Origin of the sequence: Zobellella maritima (assembly GCF_003075035.1) — a bacterium.
Lineage (GTDB): Bacteria > Pseudomonadota > Gammaproteobacteria > Enterobacterales > Aeromonadaceae > Oceanimonas > Oceanimonas maritima.
Map to the genome: position 1 here is coordinate 99,434 of NZ_QCZE01000005.1, position 19,888 is coordinate 119,321.

Genomic DNA, 19,888 nt, shown 5'->3' on the forward strand with positions numbered 1-19,888 from the left:
AGAACACCATGCAGTTTACCCTCAGTCGTGAAGCGCTCCTGCGTCCCCTGCAGCTGGTATCCGGTGCCCTGGGTGGTCGCCCCAATCTGCCCATTCTCAACAACATACTATTGCAGGTGAGTAATGACTCACTGTCACTGACCGGCACCGATACCGAGGTGGAGATGGTGGCCCTGGTCGGCCTGGATGGCCCTGTGACCGAAGGCCGCACCACGGTGCCGGCGCGCAAGTTGCTGGATATCTGCAGGGGCCTGCCCGATGGTGCCGAGCTGACCTTCACCCAGGATACGGATCGGCTGTTGCTGCGTTCCGGACGCAGCCGCTTCAACCTCTCCACCCTGCCGGCGGAAGATTTTCCCAATATCGAGGACTGGAATTCGGATCTGGAATTCGACATCAATCAGCAGGTGCTGAAGAAGCTGATTGAATCCACCCAGTTTTCCATGGCGATCCAGGATGTGCGTTACTATCTGAACGGCATGTTGTTCGAGACCGAAGGTCAGTGGCTGCGTACCGTGGCCACCGACGGCCACCGGCTGGCCACCTGCCAGCGCCAGTTGCTGGCAGACGAGCTGCCCGCCCAGCAGGTGATAGTGCCGCGCAAGGGGGTGCTGGAGCTGGTCAAGTTGCTCGACCAGGAGGATCAGGACGTGCGCCTGCAGATCGGTAAAAGCAACCTGCGTGCCGTGACCTCCGGCTTTATCTTCACCTCCAAGCTGGTTGACGGCCGGTTCCCCGACTACCGCCGGGTATTGCCTCGCAACAGCGACAAGACCCTGATCTGTGGCCGGGAAGAACTGAAGCAGGCATTTTCCCGAGCGGCGATCCTGTCCAATGAAAAATTCCGCGGCGTGCGCCTGTATCTGCAGGATCAGACCCTGAAGATCACCGCCAACAACCCCGAGCAGGAAGAGGCGGAAGAAATGCTGGATGTGGACTACCAGGGCAGCGAGCTGGAGATTGGCTTTAATGTCTCCTATGTGCTGGATATCCTGGGAACCCTGAAGTCGGAGCAGGTGAAAATCAGCCTGAAGGACGCCAGCAGCAGCGGCCTGATCGAGGCGGAAGACAATGGTGATGCGCTCTATGTGGTGATGCCGATGCGGCTGTAGGTAAGCATGAGCCTGGTTAACCTGCAGCTCAAGGATTTTCGCAATATCCAGCATGCCCGCTTGACTCCATGCTCCGGCCTTAACCTGTTGGTGGGGGCCAACGGCAGCGGCAAGAGCAGCATCCTCGAAGCCATTCACTATCTGGGCTTCGGCCGTTCCTTCCGCACCCATCTGACCAGCCGGGTGATCGGTCAGGGGGAACAGGCCTTTACCCTGTTTGCCCGCCTGCAGCTGGGGGCAGACAGCCTGCCGGTCGGCCTGAGCAAAACCCGCGGCGGTGATACCCGGCTCAAGATCGGCGGCAGGAAGGCCGAACGACTGGCGGAGCTGGCCGACATTCTGCCCATTCAGTTGATCCATCCGGAAGGGTATAATCTACTCACCGGCGGTCCCAAGTTGCGGCGTGCCTACCTGGATTGGGGGCTGTTCTATTCGACGTCCGAGTTTTTTCCGGTATGGGGGGCGTTTAGGCGTATCCTGAAGCAGCGCAATGCCCTGTTGCGACAGGGCCGGCCCTACCGGGAGCTGGCGTTCTGGGATCAGCAGCTGGTGCAGCAGGGGGAACAGCTGAGTCGGTTGCGGCAGCAGTATTGTACCGCCATCAGCCCGCTGATTATGGAGATAGCGGCGGATTTTCTGCCGGAATACCAATTCTCCTTTGATTTTTTCCGCGGCTGGGATCGCCAGGGAGACCTGGCCCGGTTGTTGGAACAGGGCATGGAGCGGGATCTGGCCGCGGGATATACACAGACGGGGCCACACAAGGCCGAACTCAGGATCAAGGCCCGGGGCATGCCGGTACAGGATTTGTTGTCCCGCGGGCAGTTGAAATTGCTGGTCTGTGCCATGCGTCTGGCCCAGGGCCTGTACCTGAAGAAGCAGTCGAACAAAGACTGCATTTTTCTGATAGATGACTTTGCTTCTGAACTTGATGACGAGAAACGCAACCGGCTGGCCAACCGCCTCAATGAGCTCGGCGCCCAGGTATTTATTTCCGCCATCGAACTTTCTCAGCTGAGCCAAATGATAACACGGGATAACAGTAAGCTGTTTCATGTGAAACAGGGTGAAATCACCGAAACCCAGGAGTGCGAGTAAGCCAATGAGTGAACACACTTATGACTCTTCGAGTATTAAAGTATTAAAGGGTCTGGACGCAGTCCGCAAACGTCCGGGCATGTACATAGGCGATACGGATGACGGCACAGGCTTGCACCATATGGTGTTTGAGGTGGTGGACAACTCGATCGACGAAGCCCTCGCCGGCCATTGCAAGGACATCATCGTCACCATTCACGCCGACGGCTCCGTTTCCGTTTCCGATGACGGCCGGGGTATTCCGGTCGATATACACGAAGAAGAAGGCCGCTCCGCCGCCGAGGTAATCCTGACCGTGCTGCATGCCGGCGGCAAGTTTGACGACAACTCCTACAAGGTATCCGGCGGTCTGCACGGGGTGGGGGTGTCGGTGGTGAATGCCCTGTCGGAAACCCTGCAGCTGACCGTCTGGCGCAGTGGCAAGGTTCATGAACAGACCTATCGTCACGGCGAGCCCCAGGGGCCGCTGACTGCGGTGGGCGAAACCACCAAGTCCGGTACCCTGATCCGCTTCTGGCCCAGCCACGAAACCTTTACCGATACCGACTTCCATTACGATATCCTGGCCAAGCGGCTGCGCGAACTGTCGTTCCTGAACTCGGGCGTGTCCATCCGGCTGATCGACGAGCGGGACAACAAGGAAACCCACTTCCAGTACGAAGGTGGCATCCAGGCGTTTGTTGAATATCTCAACCGCAACAAGACCCCGATCCATCCCAAGGCGTTTCATTTCGCCAGCGAGCGGGAAGACGGTATTGCGGTGGAAGTATCCATGCAGTGGAACGATTCCTACCAGGAAAACATCTTCTGCTTTACCAACAACATTCCCCAGCGGGACGGCGGGACCCACCTGGCCGGTTTTCGCGCGGCCCTGACCCGTACCCTGAACACCTTTATGGATAAGGAAGGCTACAGCAAGAAGGCCAAGACCTCGGCCTCCGGCGACGATGCCCGGGAAGGACTGACCGCGGTGATCTCGGTTAAGGTGCCGGACCCCAAGTTCTCGTCCCAGACCAAGGACAAGCTGGTGTCGTCCGAGGTGAAAACCGCCGTCGAACAGGCCATGGCCGAGCGGCTGAACGAGTTCCTGCTGGAAAACCCGGGGGATGCCAAGATCGTGGTCAACAAGATCATCGACGCGGCCCGGGCCCGGGAAGCGGCCCGCAAGGCGCGGGAAATGACTCGTCGCAAGGGCGCCCTGGATCTGGCCGGCCTGCCCGGCAAGCTGGCCGACTGCCAGGAAAAAGACCCGGCCCTATCCGAACTCTACATAGTGGAGGGCGACTCGGCGGGCGGCTCCGCCAAGCAGGGTCGCAACCGCAAGAACCAGGCGATATTGCCGCTCAAGGGCAAGATCCTCAATGTGGAGAAGGCCCGCTTCGACAAGATGCTGTCGTCCCAGGAGGTGGCCACCCTGATCACCGCCCTGGGCTGCGGCATCGGCCGGGATGAATACAATCCGGACAAGATGCGCTACCACTACATCATCATCATGACCGATGCGGATGTGGATGGTGCCCATATCCGTACCCTGCTGCTGACCTTCTTCTATCGGCAAATGCCGGAGATCATAGAGCGGGGCTATGTCTATATCGCCCAGCCGCCCCTGTACAAGGTGAAGAAGGGCAAGCAGGAGCAGTACCTGAAGGACGAGGAGGCCATGCTGCAGTACCAGACCAGCTTGGCGCTGGACGGTGCCACCCTGCATGTCAACGAGTCGGCGCCGGCCATTGGTGGCGAGCACTTGGAAAAGCTGGTTAACGATTACCGCAAGGTGCAGATGCTGATCTCCAGGCTGTCTCGTCGGGCGCCCGAACTGGTGCTCAATGAGCTGATCTACCAGCCGGAGCTGACCCTGGATGCGCTCAACGACGAGGCCCGGGTCAAGGACTGGGTGGCGGCCATCAACCGGTCGCTGGAAGAAAACAACAGCAACGGCACCCAGTACCGCCTGGATTACAGCTTCTTCGAAGAACGCAACTGCTACCTGCCCAAGGTCAGGGTGCGCCAGCACGGTATCGAGAAGGAGTTTCCGATCAGCTATGACTTCTTCGCTTCCGGCGAGTATCGCAGCATAGTGGCGCTGGGCAAGGGCATCGCCAACCTGATCGAGGAAGGCGGCTATGTTAAGCGGGGCGAGAAGACCAGGCCGATCGGCAGCTTTGTCGAAGGTCTGGAGTGGCTGATGACCGAAAGCAAGCGCGGCCTCTATGTGCAGCGCTACAAGGGGTTGGGTGAAATGAACCCGGATCAGTTGTGGGAAACCACCATGGATCCCGGCACCCGCCGCATGCTGCAGGTGACCATAGAGGATGCGGTGGCCGCCGACGAGCTGTTCTCTACCCTGATGGGTGACCATGTGGAGCCGCGTCGCGACTTTATCGAGACCAATGCCCTGAAAGTGGCCAACCTGGATATCTAGGGCTTATCGCATCAGGTCGAAGATAAAAGCAGCTCCCGGAGCTGCTTTTTTTTACGCCGCTTTCAGGTACCCTGTTCGGCCATTGTCGTAGAAGCAGGCCATCAGCCCAATGATCATGTTATCGCCGCAGGCGGCCTGGGAGCAGGCCGTCAACCATTTGGGATTCAGCCCCGACCCCGGCCAGCAACAGGCGGTCGAGGCGCTGGAGCACTGTTACCGGCAACTGCACCAACCCGAAGCAGACGGGGGATGGGTCGCCGGCATCTATCTCTGGGGCCCGGTTGGGCGGGGCAAGACCTGGCTGATGGACTGCTTCCATCAAGGCCTGACCCTGCCTTGCCGCCGCCAGCACTTCCATCACTTTATGCGCTGGGTGCATAAGCGCCTGTTCCAGCTGACCGGCACCCCGGATCCGCTGCAGGCACTGGCCCGGGAACTGGCTCGGGAAGTCCGGGTATTGTGTCTGGATGAGCTGTTTGTCAGCGATATCGGCGACGCCATGATCCTCGGCCGGTTGCTGCGGCTGATCTTCGAACAGGGCACCGTGCTGGTGGTCACCTCCAATCAGCCCCCCGAGCAGCTCTATGCCGACGGCTACAACCGGGATCGTTTTGTCCCTGCTGTGGTTGCGATGCAGGCGGCCATGCAGGTGGTCGCCGTGGATGGCGGGCAGGATCACCGGTTGCATCCGGGCGAGTCCCGGCCGCGTTACTGGGTGAATGACGGCGGCCAGCCGGGTGCACTGGCGGCGGAATTCACCCGGCTCAGCGCCGGTGGCGCTCACACCGGAGCCCCCCTTGTACTGGGGCATAGGGCCGTATCCGTGGTGCGACGCAGCGAACGGGTGCTCTGGTGCCATTACCAGCAATTGTGCGAGCAGCCGCTGGCGGCCATGGACTTTATCGAACTCTGCGACCGTTACGCCCATATACTGCTGAGCGATCTGCCCTGTCTGAGTCAGGGGCCAAAGGGCCGGGATATCGCCCGCGGCACCGAGGATGGCGTCGAGCAGGTGGCCGCCGGTGAGCGTCGACTGCCGGTGCTGTCCCGACAGGATGACGGCGTGTGCCGCTTTATCGCCCTGGTGGATGAATGCTACGACAGGGGTATCCCCCTGTATCTGGAGGCCCGGGTGCCGCTTGACCGGCTCTATGGCGAGGGCTACCTCTCGTTCCCTTTCCGGCGTACCCTGAGCCGGCTGCAAGAGATGCAGCTGGCGCGTTTCGGTGAGCGGCGTCCGGCCAGCGCCAGCAACTGAGGGCTTAATTAGTCTTTTTTGTGGTTGCCACCCTGATTCGCCAATAGCAGCAAGCTCCCAGGAACCTATCGCGCGATGGCGGCTTTCTCGCCAATATACATGGTGTTACAATGCTGGCGTTCCTTATCCGGCGACTGCCCGGCATAGCTCCACTTCAACAAGACCCGTCCCGCCATGGCCCAATCGTTCACGCTCGGTATCCGACATCTCTGGGATGAACTGCTGCTGATGCAGGCCCCCGGCCTGTACTGGCTGAACGCCGATCGCCGGCAGGATGCCGTCCTGTTGTGCCGGCAGGTTATCGGCAGCCAGCCGGCCGATACCCGGGCCGCGCTGATCTGCGCCGGTGGTGCGCCTGCAGAGGTAGTCGATGAGCTGGAGTACGGCGGCCCCCAGAAACTGCCTCTGTTTTCATTGCCGGAAAGCGGACCGGCGCTCGCGCACCTGAGTGAAGACCTGATGCGCGGGCTCAAGCCCCGTGGCCGTTTGTTGCTGTTGCTTGCCCCCGCCCGGTTGTGGCAGGCCCTTGACCCGGGTGCCTTATGGGACTGGGTGGCGCAGATGAGTCGCTGGCTGTGCCGGCAGGGCTGTACCCTGTTGATCGTCGGCCACGGCCCGGGAGGGAATGCGCTGCATGCGTCCCTGTCGTCTCGTCATCGTACCCTACAGGGGTTATCCCGCCTGCGCTGGCTGCAGGATAAGCACCAATACCAGGTGGCATTCTGGTGTAACCATGACGGTGTCAGCGCGGGGCAACAGCTGGCGTTGCTCCCGGGAGAAAGGGGCTGGCAGCTGTGGGAAGACGAGCCGCAGCCATCCCGGCTCCGCCATGATGAGCATCAGGTGCTGGCCGAACGCCATGTGCTGGAGGGGGCGCCTGCGCTGTCGGAGCATTGGCGGCTGTTTGACAGCAACCGGGCCTTGGCCGAAGCGGGGCGGCAGGCGCAGGCGGCTACCCTGGTGTTCGCATTGCGACACAGCGAGCAAGTCGAAGAACTGGCCCGGCAGATACACCAGCTGCGCCGGCTGCGGGGCAAGGGGATCAAACTGGTGGTGCGGGAGCTGTCGGTCAGCCTGCGCCATACCGATGAGCATCTGCTGCTGGCCTGCGGCGCCAACCTGATCGCATCGCACCATGTCCCCCTGTCCCGCGTCCCGTCCTTGCTGGAGGCCGTCCAGGGGCAATCCTTCGGGCGCCATGTCCCGTCTGATATCGGCGAGCTGTTCGCTGCCACGCGACCGCTCCGGCTCAAGGGGGTGCTCGGCCAGGCGTCCTTCTGCCGTGCCCTGATCAGTCTGATGAGCCATCCGCTGTTGCCGGAAGACGACAAGGGGGTGCTGGTCGCCTTGCAACCTGTGTCTGGACTGCGGGCCGGGCAGGCGCTGACCCTGTGCCGGATGCATCGCGATGGTGACCTGGCCATGACAGTCGACAATCACCTCTTTGTTTTTCTGTTTGCCTGCCGAGTCAATGAAGTGGATGTGGCCCTGGGCCATATCTTCCGGCTGTCGGTGTCCGGGCTGTTCGGGCGGCGTAGGGTCTGGCATCAGGATCGCCATATCCTGGACCAGGTAAGGCTGCTCCAGGCTCAGCAACCGACCGGCTGGTCACCGGCCGAGCCCCCGCGCTCAGCAGGTCAGAAAATACAGCCGTCGGCGCCCCCGGTCCCCCGACCCCTTCCCCAGGGCATCCGGTTACCGGTGTTTCGCGAGGAGGACGAATAGCCATGTATATCGGCGATATCGCGGGCATTTTCCTGCTGTGTGCGGTCATCATGCTGCCGTTGGGTTACTTCCTGCGGGCGTGGCTGCCACCCACCCGGCAGTGGCTGCGTCATCTGTTGTTTTCGCCGCGTTACCTGAAGTCCGAAGGGATCTGGCAACGCAAAGGGCCCACCCCATCAGACTCTGAACATGACCAAAAAGATTGATTTTCGACCCGGGGACGGCGAGCCGATGAGCGGCCCCGGGCAGCATTGGCGCGGCCTGGGTGGCTGGAACTATTATTTCCTGCTGAAATTCGGCCTGTTGTGGTATGGCTATCTGAATTTTCACCCGCTGGCCAACCTGGTGCTGGCCGCCTTCCTGCTGTTTCCCGTCCCCGGCATCCGGTTGCACCGCCTGCGCCACTGGCTGGCGCTGCCACTCGGGGCCGGGCTGTTTTATCACGACACCTGGCTACCCGGTGTCGGCAGCCTGCTCAGCCAGGGAGATCAACTGGCAGGATTGAGCGGAGCCTATCTGCTTGAGCTGGCAGAGCGCTTTATCAACTGGCAGATGCTGGGGGCGGCCTTTGTGTTGTGGGTGGCCTACCTGTTCCTGGCCCAGTGGCTCCGCTTTACCGTATTGGTGGTGGCGGCCCTGGGCTGGCTCAATGTGCTGCAGCTTTCCGGACCGGCGGTGGCGCTGCGGCCGGCGGTGGAACAGCCTCCGGCGGGTACCCTGCCCGCCGCGCCGGAACCTGACTCCGCCAAGGCGCTGCCGGTGCGGCTCCCGGCCACCAACCAGAATCTGAATGCCCACCTTGAAGCCTTCTATCAGCAGGAGCGGCACCGGCAGACCGCGTTTCCGGAGACGCTCCCCGCCGATGCGGTGCCCTTCGATCTGCTGGTGATCAATATCTGCTCGCTTTCCTGGTCGGATCTCGAGGCCGCCGAGCTGGCCTCGCATCCGCTCTGGCAGCGGTTTGATATTCGCTTCCAGGACTTTAATTCGGCCACCTCCTACAGTGGCCCGGCCGCTATCCGCCTGCTGCGGGCCAGTTGCGGCCAGGGCAGCCAGCAAGAGCTGTATCAACCGGCGGATCCCGGCTGTTATCTGTTCGACAACCTGGCACAACTAGGTTTCGATACCCGTCTGGCCATGGATCATTCCGGCACCTTCGGCAACTACCTGGCCGAGCTGCGCCGCCACGGCAGGCTGCAGGCCCCGCTGATGTCACAACAGGGCATGTCCCAGGCACTGGTCTCGTTCGACGGGGAGCCGGTACTGGACGATGCGCAACTGTTCAGTCGTTGGCTGACACAACAACAGGCCGGCGGAGACGGCCGCAGCGCCACCTTCTTCAACCTGATCCCGCTGCATGACGGCAATCGCCTGCCCGGGAAAAGCGAAACCGCGCCCTATCCCGCCCGCGCCCGTACCCTGTTCGATCAGCTCGATGCCTTCTTCGATCAACTGGCGCAGTCCGGCCGCAGGCTGATGGTGGTCGTGGTGCCCGAACACGGGGCCGCCCTGGTCGGCGACAAGGTACAGCTGTCCGGCTTGCGTGATATCCCCAGCCCGGCGGTAACCCGGGTTCCGGTCGGTATCAAGCTGTTTGGCATGCAGGCGCCGCATCGGGGGCCGTCCCTCGACATGACGGCGCCGAGCAGCTATCTGGCCATCTCCGAACTGATCGCCCGGCTGGTGGATGGCAAGGTGTTCGAGGCGAGCACCGTAGATTGGCAGGCCCTGGTTCGGGATCTGCCACAAACGGCGCCGGTCTCGGAAAATGACAACGCGGTGGTGATGGCGTTTCAGGGGGACAGCTATATTCGCCTCAACGGCGGTGACTGGGTGCCTTATCCACGATGATACTGGCTTGGAATCAATGAATTGCGAGTGGCAGCATGAAGCATGAAAACCCTGATGATGATGGCCTGAACCGGGCGGAAAGCACCCAGGATGATCTGGGTGCATTGAGCCGGCTGGTGTCCTTGCCGGCACTGGGCTACCAGGATATCGGCCGGCAGCAACAGCTGGCCGCCATAGTGGAGCGCTGGCCCTTGCTGGACGAGCTATCCCTGGCGTCGGATGCCGAGGACCCATGCCGGTAATCGCCTTGCAGGGGATCCGCGGCGGTGTGGGCGCCACCTCGATCACGGCGGGGTTGGCCTGGGCCCTGCATCGGCTGGGTAAAGGGGTACTGGTCATCGACTGTTCGGCAGACAATCACCTGTGCCTGCACTTCAATACCCCGTTTTCACTGACCGCGGGCTGGGGCCGGGCGGAGCTGGATGGACTTGCCTGGCACCAGCAGGCGCTGCGCTATTGCGAGGGGCTGGATCTGTTGCCTTTCGGGCGGCTGTCGGTAGACGAGCTTCCGCGCTGGTCGGCGCGGCATCAGCAGGTTTCCGGACGCTGGATTCAATATCTCAACCAGTTGCGGGACAGCGGTGAGTATGACTGGCTGTTGCTGGATCTGCCCGCCGCCGGCATGCCCGGCACCGAAGGGTGGCAGGAGGCGGCCGATGCCCTGTTTTGCGTGCTGAACGCCGATGCCAACAGCCATATCCGTCTGCATCAGCAGCCGTTGCCGCCGGGGACCCGGCTGCTGCTCAATCGGTTTTCCGCCGAAAGCCGGTTGCAGCAGGATCTGCATCAATACTGGCGGCAACACCTGGATGCCCTGCTGCCGTTGGCAATCCACCAGGATGAGGCGATGGCCGAGGCCCTGGCCGCCAAGCAGCCGGTGGGGGAATACAGTACCGTCAGCCTGGCGGCGGACGAGCTCAATATCCTGGCCGTCTGGTGTCTGGCCCATGTGACCGGGTCGCACCCATGAACTGGCTGATGGGGCCGTTGCTGAGCCGGGGGTTGCAGACACTGGCACGGCGCTATCGGGGATATCGCCGGCAGGGCAGCTCCGCGCCGGCCGCCGGCCTGTGCTGTGCCGGTCTGATCCTGGCCTGGGCCCTGTTCCGGCTGGAATCGCCCGGCTGGCAGGCATTGCGCACCCAGGCCCGCTACTGGTTTCCCCACCTTTCGCCGGAGCGGCCCCGGCTGGGCGACGGCCTGCGTTACCTGTTGCAGGGCGCCTGGCTGTTGCTGATCCGCCCGCCAGGGCAAAGCGAGCTCCCATGGGGCGGCTGGGCTGCCCGGCTGCGTACTGGCGAGCGCCGGCGGCGACGTTCGGCGGGGGAGGCGGGCAGGCAGGAGAACAATTCGGCGCCCTCGTCCCGGGGGGGGCGCCGGGTCGGGCGGTGGCTGATGGGGCTGACTGCGGTACTGTTGGCCCTGGTATGCGTATCACAACCCCTTGATCTGCAAACGCAGCTGGTGTTTGTGGCGGTGTTGTGGGCGATAGCCATGGTGGTGCGCCGGCTGCCGGGCCGGTTTGCCGCCCTGCTGATGATCATGCTGTCGCTGCTGGTGTCTTGCCGCTACCTGTGGTGGCGCTATACCTCGACCCTGAACTGGGACGATCCGCTCAGCCTGTTTTGCGGACTGCTGCTGCTGGCCGCGGAGACCTACGCCTGGCTGGTGCTGGTGCTGGGCTATTTCCAGTCACTCTGGCCGCTGCATCGCCAGCCGACCCCGTTGACGGCGTCGCCGGCCGACTGGCCCGTTGTCGATATCATGGTGCCCACCTACAATGAGCCGCTGAGCGTGGTCAAGCCCACCATCTATGCGGCCCTGGGCATCGACTGGCCCAGGGACAAGCTCAACATCTACCTGCTCGATGACGGTAACCGGGCCTCGTTCCGGGAATTCGCCGAGGAGGCGGGGGTGCGCTACATCGCCCGGCCCACCCATGAGCACGCCAAGGCGGGCAACCTGAATTATGCGATGAAGCAGGCCGGCGGCGACTTTGTCGCCATCTTCGACTGTGACCATGTGCCGACCCGCACCTTCCTGCAACTGACCATGGGCTGGTTCTTCAAGGATAAAAAACTGGCCATGCTCCAGACGCCGCACCATTTTTTCTCGCCGGATCCGTTTGAACGCAACCTGGGGCGTTTCGGCCGTACCCCGAACGAAGGCTCGCTCTTCTATGGCCTGCTGCAGGATGGCAATGACATGTGGGACGCCACCTTCTTCTGTGGCTCCTGTGCGGTGATCCGCCGCAGCGCCCTGGACGAGGCGGGCGGCATCGCGGTGGAAACCGTGACCGAAGACGCCCATACCTCGCTGCGGCTGCACCGCCTGGGCTACACCTCCGCCTATATTCGTATCCCCCAGGCCGCCGGCTTGGCCACGGAAAGCCTGTCTGCCCATATCGGCCAGCGCATCCGCTGGGCGAGGGGGATGGTACAGATCTTCCGGCTCGACAATCCGCTGCTGGGCAAGGGGCTGAAACTGACCCAGCGGCTCTGTTACGCCAATGCCATGCTGCACTTCCTGTCGGGCATACCCAGGTTGATCTTCCTGACCGCCCCGCTGGCATTCCTGCTGTTGCACGCCTACATCATCTACGCCCCGGCGCTGGCCATTGCGCTCTACGTGCTGCCGCACATGATCCATGCGAACCTGACCAATTCCAGGATCCAGGGCAAGTATCGCTATTCGTTCTGGAGTGAGGTCTACGAAAGTGTGCTGGCCTGGTATATCGCCCGGCCGACCACTGTGGCCCTGCTCAACCCCCACAAGGGCACCTTCAATGTCACCGCCAAGGGCGGGCTGGTCGAGCAGGCCCATGTGGATTGGGAGATCAGCCGTCCCTATCTGGTGCTGGTGCTGCTCAACCTGTGCGGGCTGGTCGCCGGCGGCTGGCGGCTGGCATACGGCGATGCGAACGAAATCCCGACGGTGATCCTGAGTATGGGCTGGGTACTGTTCAATTTGCTGATCCTGGGCGGGGCCATCGCGGTGGCGGTGGAGGCCAGGCAGGTGCGTCAGGCGCACCGGGTGGATATTGACCTGCCTGCTGCTATCAAACGGCAGGATGGCCACCTGTTTCCCTGCACCCTGCGTGATTACTCGGACGGCGGCGTGGGCATCGAATTGTGCCGGCACGATCTGCTGTGGGAAGGCGAGCAGCTTACCCTGCTGCTGAAGCGCGGCCAGCAGGAATTCGCCTTCCCGGCGGCCGTAATGCGACGGGCCGGGACCCGGATAGGACTGCGCTTGAGCGGCCTGACCCGGGAGCAGCATATCGAGTTTATCCAGTGTACCTTCGCCCGCGCTGACACCTGGGCCCGCTGGCAGGATGAGTTTGCCCGTGACCAGCCGGTGGCCAGCCTGAAAGACGTGCTGACGCTGGGCTGGAACGGTTTTAAGAGCCTGATCGATCACCAGCCGTCGCCCTTGGCGCGACTGTTTGCCGCAGTGAGCCGGCTGCTGGCGTGGCTGCTGTCCTTTATCCCGCGTACTCCGGAGCGGTACAAGCCGTTATCCACGGCGGCCTTTAGTTCAACCATGATGAGGGAATAATGATAAAAATAATCGCCTTGTTCACCCTGATGCTGTGGAGTATCGGCGTCCTGGCCCAGGGGGCGGCTGTGCCGGCGGAGACAGGGGCTGTCGCTGTCGGGTCGGAAGTGGTCCCGACCCGCGATGTCGAGCTCGCCTTCGGGCAGCTGGCCCCGGACATGCCGGCCTTGCGCGGCACCAGCCCCGAGGGCCAGGTCGAGTTCGGGGTGCGCAGCGATGAGGTGGTGTCCCACGCCACCCTGAATCTGGCCTTTATTCCATCGCCGGCCCTGCTGCCGGTCGAGTCCCATGTGAAGGTGTACCTCAACGATGAAATGATGGGGGTAGTGCCGGTTGAGCGTGAGCAGCTGGGTAACAAGAGCCGGGTACAGGTGCCCCTGGACCCCCGTTATATCGGCGACTTCAACCGGATAAAACTGGGCTTTGTCGGTCACTACCAACGCATCTGTGAAAACCCCGCCCACAGTACCCTGTGGCTGGATGTGGGCAGCGACAGTAGCCTGTCGCTGCGCTATCAGGCCTTGCCGCTGAAAAACGATCTGTCCTACTTTCCCGAGCCGTTTTTCGATGAACGGGATACCCGGGCGCTGACCCTGCCGATGGTGTTTGCCGCCTCTCCGGGGTTGACCCAGCAGAAGGCGGCGGCGGTGCTGGCATCCTGGTTCGGCGCCCGGGCCCAGTGGCGCGGCCAGCAGTTTCCGGTGCTGTTCAACCGGTTGCCCGATCGCCATGGGGTCGTATTTGCCACCAATGAACGGCGTCCGGATTTTCTGCGGGACTATCCTGCCGTCGACGCCCCGACCGTGGAGATGATCAGCCATCCCGACGACCCCTATGTCAAGCTGCTGCTGGTGCTCGGCCGCGACGATCAGGATCTGGTCACGGCGGTGCAGGGCGTAGCCCAGGGCAGCATACTGTTTCGGGGCCAGAGCGTGACGGTGGCCGGCGTCAGGCCGCTGGCGCCGCGTCAACCCTATGACGCGCCCAACTGGGTGCGTACCGACCGGCCGGTTGCCTTTGCCGAGCTGCAGCGCTATCCCGGACAGCTGCAGGCGAGAGGCATGGAGCCCTCGCCGATGGCCCTGACCCTGAATCTGCCGCCGGATCTGTTCATGATCCGCGATCTGGGCATCCCCATGCAGTTGAAATACCGTTACACCTCGCCAAAAACGGACGATGGTTCGCGGCTGGTGGTCAGCCTCAACGATCAACTGTTGCACACCTATAGCCTCAGGCCGGAACAGCAAAGCGGCGAAAAGCTGCTGCAGCTGCTGATGTTGCAGGATGTGCCCGGAGACAATCGGCTCACCATACCGGCCCTCAAGCTCGGCACCAGCAACCAGCTGAGCTTCAACTTTGAGTATGCCAATGCGGTGCTCGGGGGGACGCCCGAACGGTGCGAGACCTATCGGCCTATCCCCAACCAGGTGGTGATCGACGGCGATTCCACCATCGACTTTTCCGGCTACCGCCACTTCATGGCTATGCCGGATCTACGCGCCTTTGCCAACTCCGGGTTCCCGTTCAGCCGGCTGGCCGATCTGTCCCAGACCCTGGTGCTGGTCAACAAGGATCCGGAACCGGCCCAGCTTGGTGCCCTGTTCAATATCCTGGGCGCGATCGGGGCGCACACCGGCTATCCGGCATTGGGGGTACGCCTCGGCGACGACTGGGAACAGGTACAGGATCGGGATCTGGATGTGCTGTTGCTCGGCACCATACCGGCGGAACTGCGCGATGATCGCAATATCCACCTGTTGTTCGAGGCTACCCGGAGCTGGGTGAAGATGCCGGCCCGCCAGGCATCGCGGCCCGAGCTGGATCCGGATAGCGAGGATGACCTACCGGAAAGTGAAGCCAGAATCGACTCGGATGGGCCCATGGCGGCGGTGATCGGTTTCCAGTCCCCCTTCTATGAGCAGCGTAGCGTGGTGGCGTTACTGGCAGACAGTGACCGGGGCTATCAGTTGCTGAATGAGGTGATCAACGACAGCGGCCGGCGGGCCGATTTGTCCGGTGCGGTGGCGGTGATCCGGGAATCGGGGATCAACAGCCTGCGGGTCGGCAATGCCTACCATGTGGGTTACCTGCCTTGGTGGGAACGGATCTGGTTCTTGCTGGCCCCGCATCCGCTGGTGCTGGCTGCCCTGACGTCCCTCAGTGTACTGCTGATGGTGCTGGTGCTGTGGCGGGTACTGCGTACCTTGAGCCGCCGCCGGCTGTCGCCGGATGAGCGGGTCTAAGCCCATGGGCTGGCTGTACGCAGGCGTCATGAGCCTGTTGCTGTTGGGGCCGGGTGCCGTCTCGGCCGATTGTGACTGGCCCGCCTGGCAGCGGTTCAGGCAGGACTACATCAGCGAGCAAGGGCGGGTGATCGATCCCGCCGGGGATCGTCATGTCACCACCTCAGAAGGCCAGAGCTACGGCATGTTTTTCGCCCTGGTGGCCGACGATAGGGACACCTTCGAACGGCTGCTGCGGTGGACCCAGGACAACCTGGCTGCCGGGGATCTGACGGCGCGGCTGCCGGCCTGGTTGTGGGGCCGCAACGAACGGCAGCAATGGACGGTGCTCGACCCCAATTCCGCCGCCGATTCCGATCTGTGGCTGGCCTATGACCTGCTGGAAGCCGGCCGCCTGTGGCAGAACCGTCGCTACCGGGTCCTGGGTACCCTGCTGTTGCAGCGTATCGCGCGGGAAGAAGTCGCGGACATCCCCGGCCTGGGCCCCATGTTGCTGCCCGGCAAGGTCGGTTTTGCCCGGGAACAGGACTGGACCCTCAACCCCAGCTATCTGCCGCCCCAGCTGCTGGCGCGCTTCGCCGGTTTCGACGGGCCCTGGCAGGCGATGCAAAGCGGCAACCGGCGGCTGTTGCTGGAAGCGGCCCCCGTCGGGCTGGTGCCCGACTGGGTGGTCTGGCAGCCGTCCCGGGGCTGGCTGCCGGATCCCAAGGCGGGCAGTATCGGCAGCTACGATGCGATACGCAGCTATCTGTGGGTCGGCATGCTTGCCGACGGCGATCCGGACAAGGCACAACTACTTTCTCATATGAAGTCCATGGTCGAGCTGACGGTGGCGCGGGGCATGCCGCCGGAGCGGGTGGACGTGCTGACCGGCGAAGCGTCGGGAAGCGGTCCCGTCGGCTTTTCCGCCGCCCTGCTGCCCCTGCTGCAGGGCACGGCCGCGGCCGAGGTCCAGCGCCGGCGGCTGGCCGAACGGCCAGCCGGTGAGCGGGGCTATTACGATGCGGTGCTGACCCTGTTCGGCGAGGGCTGGGATCAGCGACGTTATGGTTTCAATCGGGCGGGTGAACTGCTACCGAACCGGGGTGATGCATGCACAAGTTCTCGTTAAGCCTGCTGGGGTTGCCGCTCGTTCTGGCCTTGCCACCGGCGGCCCTGGCGACGGTCGAGCCCGAGTCCTGGCTGCTGGAACAGATCCGGCTGGGCGAGGCAGGCTACCGTGACAACCTGGTCGAGGAGTCCCTGCATCGCCTGGCATTGATCGCTCCCGATCATCCCCAGGTGATGGCGGCGCGGCTGCGGCTGGCACTGCGTCAGGACGATCCGCAGCTGGCCCGGCATCAACTGGAGCGGCTGGCCAGGGTGGCGCCGGATTCCGCCGAATATCGCCAGGCGCAAGGTGCCATGCTGCTGACCACAGAGGCGGGCCGTCAGCAGCTGCAACAGGCCCGGCTGCTGGCGGCGGCCGGGCGGCTGACGGACGCCCGGCAAGCCTATCTGGAGCTGTTTGGCGAGGATTTTCCCAGCCTGGATCTGGCGGTGGAATACTGGCGGCTGGTGGCGCGGCTGCCCGGCCAGCGCGGCCCGGCGATCAGCCGCCTGAAGGCACTGGACGACAGTTACCCCGGTAACCGCACCCTGCGCGGCGTGCTGGTCGGCCTGTTGTTCGATGCAGAGAGGCCCGGGCAGGGGTTTGCCCTGTTGCGGCAGATGGCCGGGGATCCGGCCACCCGCGACCAGGCCGTCGAACTCTGGCTGGACCACATCAGGCGGATGCCGGTGGGTGAGCAGAGCCTGGCCCAGTTGCGGCAGCTGGTCGAGTTTTCCGAGGGCAATACAGGGGGGCAGGCTGGGGAGCTGCTGCGGCAGCAGCAGGACTTGCTGGCCGATCCGGCCTTCCAGGCTCGCACCCGGGGACTGGCACTGGTGGCGCAGGGGCAGGGCGCCGCCGCCATCCCCTGGTTGCGACGGGCCCTGGCCGGCTATCCAGATGATGCCGGCCTGCTGGGTGCCCTGGGCCAGGCCTATGGCCGTGAGGGCCAGCGCAGCCAGGCCATCCCGTTGCTTGAGCGGGCCCTGAGGGCGGATCCGGACAGCAGCGAGCGCAGCAAATGGCAGAGCCTGCTCCGGAGCAACCGTTACTGGTTGCTGATCCAGCAGGGGGATCAGGCGTTGCAGGCCCGGCAGCTGGTGTCGGCCCGGCGGCACTACCAACAGGCAAGGCAGCTGGATGACGGAGACAGCTATGCCCTGCTGGGATTGGGAGAGGTGGCGCTGGCCAGGGGGCAGGCGGACCAGGCGGAGCGCTATTTTCGTCAGGCACTGAGCCGGGATCCGGTGAACGGCGGCGCCCTGAGGGGCTTGTTTGCCCTCTATCGCCAGCAGTCACCGGCCCAGGCCCTGGGTTATCTGGAACGGCTGCCCCGTCGCCAGCGGCAGGCCCTGGGTGACGGAGAACCCCGGCTGAGCAGCGAGCTGTTGCAGCAGCGGGCGGAGACCCTGGAGCAGGGACGGCAATGGCGGGCGGCGGCTGAAACTCTGGTCCGGGCCCGGCAGCTGACGCCGGACGATGTCTGGCTGACCTACCGGCTGGCGGCGAACTGGCGACAGGCGGGCCGGCCCGAGCTGGCCGACAAGGCCTTTGCCGAGTTGGCATCCCGCCGGCCCGATGATCCGGAGCAGCTCTATGCCCATGCCCTCTACTTGTCGTCCGGCGGACGGGAGCGGGCAGCTCTAGCCCATATGGATACCCTGCCTCGGGCCCGCTGGAGTACCGAGATGGACGAGCTGGCACGGCGACTGGAACAGGATCGCATGCTGGCCGAGGCGCGCAGCTTGCGAGATCAGGGTGATAACGGCGGTGCGCTGGCCATCCTGCAGGCACAGCCCGCCGACACCCGCATCTCGCTTATCCTGGCGGACTGGGCCCTGGAAGACGGCGATCCCGGCCGTGCCCTGGCCGGTTATCGTCAGGTGCTGGCGCGGGAGCCGGAAAACGACGAGGCCCGCCTGGGAAAGATAGAGGCGCTGATTGCCGACGGTAATCTGGATCAGGCCCGGCGGCAGTTGTTCAAGCGGCGGCCTGATAATGAGCAGCAGACGCCTTCCCTGAACAGCCGTCGCCGGGTTGCCAACGCCTGGGCGGCGGTGGGGGAGCAGCTGCAGGCCGAACGGCTGTTCCGGCAGGCCAGGCAGCAGGCGCAGCAACTGCCGCCATCCGGGGAAAACGCCTGGTTGCTGCGTGATTCGGCCAGGCTGGCCCGGCAGCTCGGGCAATCACAACAGGCGCTGGGCGACTATGGCCAGGCGATGGCGGCCAGCGGCCTGACGGACCAGCCGCCGACGGAGAATGACGACTTCACCCGGCTGACCCGGGTCAAGCTCGACGATGACTGGCTGACCCGCAGTGTCCGCGCCGATGCGGCGGATCTCTATCGTCAGATGGATACCACCGTCACCTTCGATCATGACTACCTGCGCTCCGGCGGCAGCGGCGGCTATTCGGATCTGAGCGCCCATACCGGCATGCTGGAGCTGGAGACCCCCATGTTTGGCGGGCGGGGATTCCTGCGCACCGACATGGTTCGGCTGGATGCGGGCCGTTTTGACGACGGCGTCTATAAGGAGACATTCGGCACCTGCCGGGAAGTGGGCTGCAGTGACGATCATCGCCAGTCCGCCACCGGCGCCAGCGTCGGTGTCGGCTGGCGGGACCAGCGCTGGCAAGGGGATCTCGGTACCACACCGCTCGGTTTCGAGGTGGTGGACTGGGTCGGCGGCCTCGACTACAGCGGCGCCTGGCGGGACATCGGCTGGACCTTGACCGCTTCCCGGCGGCCGCTGGCCAGCTCGTTGCTGTCCTTCGGCGGTACCCAGGACCCCAATACCGGCATCCGCTGGGGCGGGGTGCGCGCCACCGGTGTCAGCCTCAGCGGCAGTTACGATCAGGGCAGGGCCCATGGCTTGTGGGGCGATATCGGTGCCAGCTTGCTGACCGGTGAAAATGTGGAGGAGAACAGGCGCACCCGGCTGATGGGGGGCTACTACTACAAGCTGGTCAATCAGCCTCAGCGGCGGGTCAGCGTGGGGCTGAACAGCATGTGGTGGCAATACCAGAAGGATCTGAGCGGCTACTCCCTGGGGCAGGGCGGCTACTACAGCCCACAGCAATACCTGTCGCTGGCGGTGCCGGTGAATTACCGGGAGCGTACCGACGATTGGTCGTGGGAACTGGGGGGATCCGTTTCCTGGTCTCGCGCGGTCACCGACGATCAGCCGCGTTATCCGCACCCGGGCCTGATCCCGGCGGGGCTGCCCGATGCGGATGCCATCGAAGGGGGCGACAGCAGCAGCGGGTTCGGCTATACCCTGCGGGCCCTGGTGGAACGCCGGCTGAACGCGCACTGGACCCTGGGGGCGGGCATCGATATCCAGCAGGCCAGGGACTTTACCCCCAGCCATGGCCTGCTCTATCTGCGTTATTCGCTGGGCGGCTGGCAGGGTGACCTGGAGCTGCCGCCGCAACCGCTGACCCCCTATGCCGAGTTCAAGTAGGGGAGGGATCGCGGGCAGCTTGTTGCCCGCTGTCTCCCCGCGGGAGCCCGGCTTATCGCATATATGC

Annotated in this window: 13 protein-coding genes; all 13 read left to right on the forward strand. The window is 63.7% G+C overall.

Translation table 11 applies throughout. The features are described from left to right. Positions 1 to 8 precede the first annotated feature (8 nt). The 13 genes from dnaN (at position 9) to bcsC (ending at position 19,821) form a co-directional block, all read left to right on the forward strand. Positions 9 to 1,112 (forward strand): DNA polymerase III subunit beta, encoded by a 1,104-nt coding sequence (gene dnaN / locus DCS96_RS16515; protein ID WP_116475511.1) that lies wholly within the window; start codon positions 9 to 11, stop codon positions 1,110 to 1,112. Positions 1,113 to 1,118: 6 nt separating this feature from the next. Then, on the forward strand, positions 1,119 to 2,210 hold the full coding sequence (recF, locus tag DCS96_RS16520; RefSeq protein ID WP_116475512.1) for a DNA replication/repair protein RecF: 1,092 nt from the start codon (positions 1,119 to 1,121) through the stop codon (positions 2,208 to 2,210). A gap of 4 nt (positions 2,211 to 2,214) precedes the next feature. Further along, on the forward strand, positions 2,215 to 4,632 hold the full coding sequence (gene gyrB, locus DCS96_RS16525) for a DNA topoisomerase (ATP-hydrolyzing) subunit B (protein WP_116475513.1): 2,418 nt from the start codon (positions 2,215 to 2,217) through the stop codon (positions 4,630 to 4,632). 109 nt (positions 4,633 to 4,741) lie between these two features. Continuing rightward, a complete protein-coding gene (gene zapE / locus DCS96_RS16530; RefSeq protein ID WP_116475514.1) occupies positions 4,742 to 5,890 on the forward strand; it encodes a cell division protein ZapE in 1,149 nt (382 codons plus the stop codon). Positions 5,891 to 6,064: 174 nt separating this feature from the next. Continuing rightward, the gene (bcsE, locus tag DCS96_RS16535) at positions 6,065 to 7,615 is read left to right on the forward strand and encodes a cellulose biosynthesis protein BcsE (RefSeq protein WP_116475515.1); all 1,551 of its coding nucleotides are present in this window, start codon (positions 6,065 to 6,067) and stop codon (positions 7,613 to 7,615) included. A 2-nt stretch (positions 7,616 to 7,617) separates the two neighbouring features. Beyond that, the gene (gene bcsF, locus DCS96_RS16540) at positions 7,618 to 7,821 is read left to right on the forward strand and encodes a cellulose biosynthesis protein BcsF (protein WP_116475516.1); all 204 of its coding nucleotides are present in this window, start codon (positions 7,618 to 7,620) and stop codon (positions 7,819 to 7,821) included. Beyond that, positions 7,805 to 9,466, forward strand: coding sequence for a cellulose biosynthesis protein BcsG (bcsG, locus tag DCS96_RS16545; RefSeq protein WP_232818305.1), 1,662 nt, complete (start codon positions 7,805 to 7,807; stop codon positions 9,464 to 9,466). Before bcsF ends, bcsG begins: the two co-directional genes overlap by 17 nt. Positions 9,467 to 9,501: 35 nt before the next feature. Further along, positions 9,502 to 9,708 (forward strand): cellulose biosynthesis protein BcsR, encoded by a 207-nt coding sequence (gene bcsR / locus DCS96_RS16550; protein ID WP_116475518.1) that lies wholly within the window; start codon positions 9,502 to 9,504, stop codon positions 9,706 to 9,708. Beyond that, complete coding sequence (gene bcsQ / locus DCS96_RS16555) at positions 9,699 to 10,436, forward strand: cellulose biosynthesis protein BcsQ (RefSeq protein WP_116475519.1); 738 nt, start codon at positions 9,699 to 9,701, stop codon at positions 10,434 to 10,436. Before bcsR ends, bcsQ begins: the two co-directional genes overlap by 10 nt. After that, complete coding sequence (gene bcsA, locus DCS96_RS16560) at positions 10,433 to 13,024, forward strand: UDP-forming cellulose synthase catalytic subunit (RefSeq protein WP_116475520.1); 2,592 nt, start codon at positions 10,433 to 10,435, stop codon at positions 13,022 to 13,024. Before bcsQ ends, bcsA begins: the two co-directional genes overlap by 4 nt. Continuing rightward, entirely contained in the window at positions 13,024 to 15,267 is a 2,244-nt protein-coding gene (gene bcsB / locus DCS96_RS16565; RefSeq protein WP_116475521.1) for a cellulose biosynthesis cyclic di-GMP-binding regulatory protein BcsB, read from the forward strand. Before bcsA ends, bcsB begins: the two co-directional genes overlap by 1 nt. Next, positions 15,254 to 16,378: a cellulose synthase complex periplasmic endoglucanase BcsZ gene (gene bcsZ / locus DCS96_RS16570; RefSeq protein WP_232818306.1), complete on the forward strand. Its 1,125-nt coding sequence runs from the start codon at positions 15,254 to 15,256 to the stop codon at positions 16,376 to 16,378. Before bcsB ends, bcsZ begins: the two co-directional genes overlap by 14 nt. Beyond that, complete coding sequence (gene bcsC, locus DCS96_RS16575; RefSeq protein ID WP_116475523.1) at positions 16,360 to 19,821, forward strand: cellulose synthase complex outer membrane protein BcsC; 3,462 nt, start codon at positions 16,360 to 16,362, stop codon at positions 19,819 to 19,821. The genes bcsZ and bcsC overlap by 19 nt, the downstream gene beginning before the upstream one ends. The last annotated feature ends 67 nt before the right edge of the window (positions 19,822 to 19,888 follow it).

Coding starts and splice junctions, on each gene's coding strand:
- dnaN (WP_116475511.1), top strand. CDS start 9: ATGCAGTTTACCCTCAGTCGTGAAGCGCTCCTGCGTCCCCTGCAGCTG.
- recF (WP_116475512.1), top strand. CDS start 1,119: ATGAGCCTGGTTAACCTGCAGCTCAAGGATTTTCGCAATATCCAGCAT.
- gyrB (WP_116475513.1), top strand. CDS start 2,215: ATGAGTGAACACACTTATGACTCTTCGAGTATTAAAGTATTAAAGGGT.
- zapE (WP_116475514.1), top strand. CDS start 4,742: ATGATCATGTTATCGCCGCAGGCGGCCTGGGAGCAGGCCGTCAACCAT.
- bcsE (WP_116475515.1), top strand. CDS start 6,065: ATGGCCCAATCGTTCACGCTCGGTATCCGACATCTCTGGGATGAACTG.
- bcsF (WP_116475516.1), top strand. CDS start 7,618: ATGTATATCGGCGATATCGCGGGCATTTTCCTGCTGTGTGCGGTCATC.
- bcsG (WP_232818305.1), top strand. CDS start 7,805: ATGACCAAAAAGATTGATTTTCGACCCGGGGACGGCGAGCCGATGAGC.
- bcsR (WP_116475518.1), top strand. CDS start 9,502: ATGAAGCATGAAAACCCTGATGATGATGGCCTGAACCGGGCGGAAAGC.
- bcsQ (WP_116475519.1), top strand. CDS start 9,699: ATGCCGGTAATCGCCTTGCAGGGGATCCGCGGCGGTGTGGGCGCCACC.
- bcsA (WP_116475520.1), top strand. CDS start 10,433: ATGAACTGGCTGATGGGGCCGTTGCTGAGCCGGGGGTTGCAGACACTG.
- bcsB (WP_116475521.1), top strand. CDS start 13,024: ATGATAAAAATAATCGCCTTGTTCACCCTGATGCTGTGGAGTATCGGC.
- bcsZ (WP_232818306.1), top strand. CDS start 15,254: ATGAGCGGGTCTAAGCCCATGGGCTGGCTGTACGCAGGCGTCATGAGC.
- bcsC (WP_116475523.1), top strand. CDS start 16,360: ATGCACAAGTTCTCGTTAAGCCTGCTGGGGTTGCCGCTCGTTCTGGCC.